Origin of the sequence: Bradyrhizobium sp. AC87j1 (genome assembly GCF_002936975.1) — a bacterium.
In the GTDB taxonomy this organism is placed as follows: Bacteria; Pseudomonadota; Alphaproteobacteria; order Rhizobiales; family Xanthobacteraceae; genus Bradyrhizobium; species Bradyrhizobium shewense.
Genome location: NZ_PTFE01000183.1, coordinates 1 through 7,154, shown reverse-complemented (window position 1 = coordinate 7,154; position 7,154 = coordinate 1). Strand labels below are relative to the sequence as shown.

Here is a 7,154-nt window from a genome sequence, read left to right as displayed (position 1 = left end):
TCCCCAACCCTCCCCCGCAAGCGGGAGAGGGGGCGCACCGTTCGTATCGCCAGCAGTTCTGGCCCTCACGGAAACACCAGCCGTCCGCTCTGAAGCAGCCACATCACACTGGTCAGCGTGACCACGGACGCAAAGGTGCCGAGCAGCACCGCGACGGACGCCGATTCGATCCAGGCATCGTTCTGCCGGGCGATCACGAACACGTTCAGCGCCGGCGGCAGCGAGGCCATCAGCACGGCGGTCGCAGCCCAGGGCTGCGCGAAGGGGCCGAACGCCAGCATCAGGCCGAATGCCGCCAGCGGATGGATCAGGAGCTTGACCGCGATCACGCCCGGCACTTCCCACGGCACCCGGTCGAACGGACGCAGCGCCACGGTCACGCCGAGCACGAACAGCGCTGTCGGTGCGGCGGCGTTCTGGAGGAAGGTGATGGTGCGGTCGAGCGCGACCGGCATCTCGATATGCAGCGCTGCGACCGCGGCACCGAAGCAGGCCGACATGATCAGCGGGTTGAGCACGATCTGCTTCAGCACGACGCCGAAGGCGTGCACGATCGAGGGATGGTCGCGGTCGGACAGCTCGATCAAGAGCGGCACGATCGTGAACAGGAAGATGCTGTCGCAGCAGAAGATCAGCGCGGTCGGCGCCGCAGCCTTGGTCCCGAGTACGGCGAGCGCCAGCCCAGGCCCCATGTAGCCGATATTGCCGTAGCCGCCGGAGAGACCTGCGAGCGTCGCCTCGCGCAATGTCAGCCGTCCCAGAACCTTGCCCACGACCAGCGCCAGGGTGAACGCCGCAACGGTCGACAGTGTGGTCGCGACCAGGAACGGCGGGTTGTTCAATTCTGCGAACGGCGTCTTCGACATGATCGCAAACAGCAGCGCCGGCAGCGACACGTAGAGCAGGAAGAAGTTCATCCAGGCGAGGCCCGATTCCGGCAAGGACTTGGCCTTGCCGCAGGCAAAACCGACGAAGATCAAGCCGAAATAAGGTAGCGCCAGATTGAGGATATCGAGCATTGGTGAAGTGTTTTCTGAAGACTTGGGGGCTATCTGCCCCCAAAGTGAACGTTAATTCCAGATGAGGCCACTAGCATCGGCCACAATCCTGGTCTATCGACGGGGAATGATTAAAGCGCGGACCGCCAAATTCCAGATCGGACAGGTCGTGCGCCACCGGATCTTCTCGTTCCGGGGCGTGATCTTCGACATCGATCCGGAATTCAACAACACCGAGGAGTGGTGGCTGTCGATCCCCGAGGAGGTGCGGCCCCACAAGGACCAGCCGTTCTACCACCTGCTCGCGGAGAACGCGGAATCCGAATACGTCGCCTATGTCTCGGAGCAGAACCTTCTGCCCGACGATTCCGGCGAGCCGGTCCGGCATTCCCAGGTTGCCGAGATCTTCATCAAGGACAAGGCCGGCGGCTATCGCCCGCGCAACCCGTCGCTGAACTAGGTTTTCACCACCAGCACCCAGCCAGCAAAAAAGGCGCTCGAGATGAGCGCCTTCTTCGTATCTGGACGTCGTGCGCCCGATTACTTCTGGCCGGCCGGAGCCGCGCCCGGGGCAGCACCGCTCTGCTCGAGCTTCTTGCGCTGCTCGTCAGCCTTCTTCTGAAGCTCTTCCTGGAGCTTCTTCTGATTTTCCTCGAACACCTTCGGATCGGTCGGCGGACCGTCATAGGCCTTCTGGAATTCGCCGGCGAGCGGCAGCGGCAGGGTCAGCGGCGCGCCGTTGGCGTTGATCGCCTGGACAACGAGATTCTGGCCCTTCTTCATGCTGTTGATGAGCTCGGGCGTCGCCTCGTAATCGGACATGCAGCCGTTCTGGAAGCAGATCACATAGGGCTGCTGCAGCGGCGCGTTGCTGTCGACGATGATGCGGGTGCCGTGCACGAGCTGCATGCCGAGCGGCAGCGTCACGCGCAGGATCTTCTTGGGCTCGCCTTCCGGCTCGATGATCACGGCGGCGATGACCGGCTGGCCCGATTCGATGCGACCGTCCTTGCCGGTGAAGCAGACCTGCTTGGCGTTGGCGTCCTGGCCCTTCAGGCAGAACTTGGTCCAGGGGGCGTAGATCAGCTGGATCTGCTGATCGGCCGGCTGAGCCGCGCCCTGCTGCGCCGGAGCGCCCTGGGCGGGAGCCTGCTGGGCGGGGGCCTGAGCGGCCGGTGCCGGAGCCTTGGGAGCGGCCTTGGGAGGCGCTTTCGGGGCCGGAGCGGCCTTGGGCGCACCCGGGGCCGGCGCCGGGGTCTGGGCCTCGGCGGCAAACGGAACGGCCAATGCCGTCGCCGTCAACAGGGCGAGAAGTCGCCCACGCGGCCGGACGGACGCGGCCAAGTAACGGAAATTCATTGCGGAAAACCCTTTCTGAACGGGAAGCGCCCGAACCGCTCCGAAGCGCCGAACCAAGCCGCCTTGGGCGCGGCTCTCTTCCCGTCAATTGAGGCAGATAAGTGACGGGCTCGGCGCTCTTGCGCGATTGCCCGCCTTCTTAACGTGGCCGACGAAAAGATCAATGCCGACAACCGTCTTTGGCCACATCCGCGGCTGCGCCCGGTGAAATTCCCTGTGATAGGATTCAAGGCCAGCCGGTCCTCGAATCAACGTGTGCCCATGTTCAAGTTCCAGCGCCTTTTCGAGGGCCCCGGTCTCCGCCTTTGCGTCCTTGCCTCTGTGCTCGCGGTTGGGCTGTCCGCTGGCGGCGCGCGGGCCGAGGAAGCCCATGCCATCGCCATGCACGGCAAGCCGGCCATGCCGGCCGATTTCATCCACATGCCCTACGCCAATCCCGATGCCCCCAAGGGCGGCCGCTTGATCTGGGGTGTTCTCGGAACCTTCGACAGCCTCAATCCCTTCATCGTGAGGGGATTAGCCGTGCAGCAGATGCGGGGCTACGTGGTCGAGAGCCTGCTCGCGCGCGGCAATGACGAGCCATTCACGCTCTATGGCCTGCTCGCCAGGAGCGTCGAAACCGACGACGAGCGGAGCTTCGTCACGTTCCGTCTCGATCCGCGCGCCCGTTTCTCCGACAGCAAGCACGTGACGGCCGAAGACGTGCTGTTCTCCTGGCAGCTGCTGCGCGATCACGGCCGCCCCAACCACCGGCAGTACTACGCCAAAGTCGCCAAGGCCGAGGCGACCGATCCCCTCACCGTCCGCTTCGACCTCGCGGGCGCCAACGACCGCGAGCTGCCGCTGATCCTCGGCCTGATGCCGATCCTGTCGAAGCAAGCGGTCGACGTCGCGACCTTCGAGGAGACGACGCTGACGAGCCCGATTGGCTCCGGCCCCTATCGCGTCACGGCGGTGAAGCCCGGGGCCAGCGTGACGCTCACCCGCAATCCCGACTATTGGGGCCGCGACCTGCCCATCAACCGCGGGCTCTACAATTTCGACGAGATTCGGCTCGACTATTTTCGCGAGGCCAACGGCCAGTTCGAAGCCTTCAAGCGCGGCCTCTATGATTTTCGCGTCGAGCACGAGCCGCTGCGCTGGCACGACGGCTACGATTTTCCGGCCGTCAAAAGCGGCGAGGTGATCCGCGACACCGTCAAGCCGGGCCTGCCGCAACCCTCCGAATTCCTGGTATTCAACACCCGCCGACCGATCTTCGCCGACATCCGCGTCCGTCAGGCTCTGACGCTTCTGTTCGATTTCGAGCTGGTCAACCGCAATTACTTTTTCGGGCTTTATTCGCGCGTTGCCGGCTATTTCGCCGGCTCCGACCTTTCGGCCTATGGCCGACCTGCGGACGCGCGCGAGCGCGAGCTGCTCAAACCCTTCGCCGCTCAAATTCGGCCCGATGTCATGGACGGCAGCTACCGCCTGCCGGTGACCGACGGATCGGGACGCGACCGCACCACGCTACGCGCGGCGATGAAGCTGTTGTCGGAAGCCGGCTACGAGCTCGACGGCACCGTGCTGCGCAATCGCAAGACCAAGGCGCCCTTCACCTTCGAGATACTGGTCACGACCCGCGACCAGGAACGCATCGCGCTCGCCTTCCAGCGCGACCTCAAGCGCGCCGGCATCGAGCCGAGCGTGCGAACGGTAGACCCCGTGCAGTTCGACCAGCGCCGGCTCGCTTACGAATTCGACATGATCCAGAACCGCTGGGACCAGTCGCTGTCGCCCGGCAACGAGCAATATTTCTACTGGGGCAGCGCTGCCGCGGACAATCCGGGGACCCGCAACTACATGGGCGCCAGGGATGGCGCAGTCGATGCCATGATCGCCGCCCTGCTCGAGGCCCGTGAACATACGGATTTCGTCTCGTCGGTGCGGGCGCTCGACCGCGCCCTGATCGCGGGCTTCTACACAATCCCCCTGTTTAACGTATCCGAGCAATGGATCGCGCGCTGGAATCGGATAGAACGGCCCAAGGCCATCTCGCTCTCAGGCTATTTGCCGGAGACCTGGTGGTCGAAGGGGCAGCCGCAAGCTCATCAAGCAAAGTGACGCCGTGAACCAGCCAGCCGTATCGCCGACGCTCGACACGTTGTTTCAGCGCACGCTGATGCGGCAGCCGCACGCGCCCGCCCTGCTCGACCCCCTCAACAAGGCCCGCGTGACCGGGCACCAGCCGCGGCGGATGACCTATGCCGAGGCCGACACGGCCATCGAGGCGCTGTCGGCCTATTTCGTCGAATCAGGCCTGCCGGCCAATTCCGTCATCGCGATCCAATTGCCTGCCACGGTCGAGTTCGTGCTCACCGTGCTCGCCGCCCATCGCGCCGGGCTCGTGGTCGCGGTGCTGCCGCTGCTTTGGCGCCACGCGGAACTGACCGCGGCGCTGAACCGCACCGCGGCGCGCGCCATCGTCACCATGAGCACGGTCGACGGCGTCAGCTATGCCGATCTGGCGATGCATGCGGCCGCCGAAGCCTTCTCGATCCGTCACGTCTGCGGCTTCGGAGGCGACCTGCCCGAAGGCATGGCTTCGCTCGACGATGTGCTGGCCCGCCCGCCCGGCACCACGCGCGCCGTGATCCAGGACGGCCGCAAGGCGGCGATGATCTCCTTCGACGTCACCGCGGAAGGCTTTCGCCCGGTGCCGCGACCGCATTTCAGCGTGATCGCCGGTGGCCTTGCGATGTCGCTGGAAGCCGACGTCAGGCAGGGCGCGACCGTGATGGCGGCGTTCACGCCGATGTCGTTCGCAGGGCTCGCCTCCTCGCTCGCGGTGTGGCTGCTCTCCGGCGGCGCGCTGGCGCTGCATCATCCGTTCGAGAACGATGTGCTGGAGCAGCAGATCAACGAGCACGAATGCGAGGTGCTGATCGCGCCGGCGCAGCTTGCCTTGCGGCTCGGCGATGCCGATCTGGCGGCGCGGATGCCGACCTTGCGCAACGTCATCGGCCTGTGGCGCGCGCCCGAGCAGGTGGCGGCGAGCGATGCCTGGATCGCGCCGCATGCGCCGCTGACCGACGTCTACCTGTTCGGCGAGGCCGGGCTGTTCGGCGCCCGCCGCGGCGAGGACGGCATGCCCGTTGCGGTGATGCCCGGCCCGCACGGTGCCCCGCGCGAGCAATCCGGCTCCTCCATTGCCGGCGAGATCCTGCTGACGCCGAAGGGCACGCTCGGCCTGCGCGGCGCGATGGTGCCGATCGCGGCCTATGCCCCGCCGCAACCGGTCGGCGACACGCTGATCGCGCAGCCGCCGCGAGACTATGTCGACACCGGCTACGCCGCCCGGCTCGACCGTCCGAGCGGTGCCATCTGCATCACCGCGCCCCCCTCCGGCATCATGGCCGTCGGCGGCTACCGCTTCCTCTCCAACGACCTCCAGGAATGGGCGCGCCGGCTCGGCCAGGGCGCCCTGCTCACCGCGCTGCCCGACCGGCTTTCCGGCCACCGGCTGGCCGGACGCGCCCAGGACAATACCCGGGCCCGCGAAGCGCTCAGTGAGCTCGGGCTTAACCCCCTGATGGTCGAGGCTTTTCGCGACCGCTCCGGCCCTGTCTAGGCGCAGTTTCGCCTGGTACGTTGACGCTGCATTAAGGCGGCCAAACTAGATTGCGGGGCATCTGTCGCGTGATCAGAGTTTTGCGAATGTCCCAGGCGGGCCCGATCCTGTTTGTGTCGAATGCCGAGCGGCCGCCCTTCATTGCGGCGCTGGACGAGGCCCGGCTCTTTCCCGTCGTCGACACCGACTGGGCCAGCGCAGCGCGCGCGGTCGAGCAGGTCCAGCCGGCCGCGGTTCTCGCCCAGATGTCCGGCGGTCATGAGCCGCATATTGCGCCACTCGCCAAGAAGATCGCCGACCAGTCGCTCTACCTTCCCTTCGTGGCCCTCGATGCGATGGGCATGCTGCCCCACAACGCCCTGCCCTTCTCCTCGCGCGGCGGCAATTCCGATCGCCTGATCGCGCGGCTTCGCGCCGCTTTGCGCGTGCGCACCCTGCACGCCACGGTGCTGCGCCGGCTGCCGGAAGTGAAGGTCGCGCTGCCGGAGGGCGATCCCGCCCGCGATGCCACCGTGCTCCTGATCGGCAGAGGCTCGGCCTATCCCGCACTCTCCGTCGCGTTCGGCGAACGCGCCGGCGTCGTCGGCGCGCTCTCGATCGAGGCCGCCGCCAAACACCTCAACACCCGCGACCTCGACGGTGTCGTGCTCGCCGAAGGTTTTACCGCGCGCGTCACCGACGCCTTTCTCACGGTGCTCGCCGAGGACACCCGCTTCCGCAGCCTGCCCGTCGTCGTCACCGCGCATCAGCTGACGCAGACCTACGACCTGCCCAACCTTGAGCTGATTCCGGGCGAGCCGGCGAAGGTCGCGGCCAATGCGCTGCCCCTGATCCGCCAGCATGCGATGGAAGCACAATTGAGCCGCACGCTGCGCTCGATTGATGCCGGCGGCTGGCTCGATCCGCGCAGCGGCCTGCTCACCGTGGAAGCCTTCGCCCGCGACTTTTCCAAGGCGGTCGAGCAGACGCTGGCCCGCGGCGGCGGCCTGTCGGTCGCACGCTTCGCTTTCGATCCCGGCAATTCCCGCGCCCAGCTCGATGCCGCCCGCATCCTCAGCCGGCTGATGCGGCAGATGGATTTCGGCGCGGCGCAGAAGGACGGCTCGGTCATCGTCGTGTTCGCGGAAACCGACTTCCGTACCGCCCACATGATCGCCCGCCGCCTCTCGGCGGTGATGCGGCAC

The 7,154-nt window shown here is 66.4% G+C and carries 7 protein-coding genes; 4 read left to right on the top strand and 3 right to left on the bottom strand.

Annotation, left to right across the window (positions count from 1 at the left end):
* Positions 1-65 precede the first annotated feature (65 nt).
* The gene (locus CV770_RS40175; protein WP_091963512.1) at positions 66-1,019 is read right to left on the bottom strand and encodes an AEC family transporter; all 954 of its coding nucleotides are present in this window, start codon (positions 1,017-1,019) and stop codon (positions 66-68) included.
* 106 nt (positions 1,020-1,125) lie between these two features.
* Here CV770_RS40175 and hspQ point away from each other — a divergent pair, with 106 nt between their 5' ends.
* On the top strand, positions 1,126-1,458 hold the full coding sequence (hspQ, locus tag CV770_RS40170) for a heat shock protein HspQ (RefSeq protein WP_008564941.1): 333 nt from the start codon (positions 1,126-1,128) through the stop codon (positions 1,456-1,458).
* 80 nt (positions 1,459-1,538) lie between these two features.
* Here hspQ and CV770_RS40165 read toward each other — a convergent pair whose 3' ends face one another.
* Together CV770_RS40165 and CV770_RS43745 are read right to left on the bottom strand one after the other, a co-directional pair.
* Entirely contained in the window at positions 1,539-2,357 is an 819-nt protein-coding gene (locus tag CV770_RS40165) for an invasion associated locus B family protein (RefSeq protein ID WP_091963509.1), read from the bottom strand.
* Positions 2,358-2,441: 84 nt separating this feature from the next.
* The gene (locus CV770_RS43745) at positions 2,442-2,777 is read right to left on the bottom strand and encodes a hypothetical protein (protein ID WP_245454011.1); all 336 of its coding nucleotides are present in this window, start codon (positions 2,775-2,777) and stop codon (positions 2,442-2,444) included.
* Here CV770_RS43745 and CV770_RS40160 point away from each other — a divergent pair.
* From CV770_RS40160 to CV770_RS40150, 3 genes are all read left to right on the top strand, one after another.
* Complete coding sequence (locus CV770_RS40160) at positions 2,757-4,463, top strand: extracellular solute-binding protein (RefSeq protein WP_245454010.1); 1,707 nt, start codon at positions 2,757-2,759, stop codon at positions 4,461-4,463. The genes CV770_RS43745 and CV770_RS40160 overlap by 21 nt on opposite strands.
* Positions 4,464-4,467: 4 nt before the next feature.
* Entirely contained in the window at positions 4,468-5,970 is a 1,503-nt protein-coding gene (locus tag CV770_RS40155; protein WP_104466231.1) for a class I adenylate-forming enzyme family protein, read from the top strand.
* 86 nt (positions 5,971-6,056) lie between these two features.
* The coding region (locus CV770_RS40150) for a hypothetical protein (RefSeq protein ID WP_104466230.1) at positions 6,057-7,154 on the top strand (1,098 nt) is incomplete at its 3' end.

Bases quoted from the DNA above. Each gene is read 5' to 3' on its own strand.
- CV770_RS40165 (WP_091963509.1), bottom strand. From the start codon at position 2,357: ATGAATTTCCGTTACTTGGCCGCGTCCGTCCGGCCGCGTGGGCGACTT.
- hspQ (WP_008564941.1), top strand. From the start codon at position 1,126: ATGATTAAAGCGCGGACCGCCAAATTCCAGATCGGACAGGTCGTGCGC.
- CV770_RS40175 (WP_091963512.1), bottom strand. From the start codon at position 1,019: ATGCTCGATATCCTCAATCTGGCGCTACCTTATTTCGGCTTGATCTTC.
- CV770_RS40160 (WP_245454010.1), top strand. From the start codon at position 2,757: ATGCCGGCCGATTTCATCCACATGCCCTACGCCAATCCCGATGCCCCC.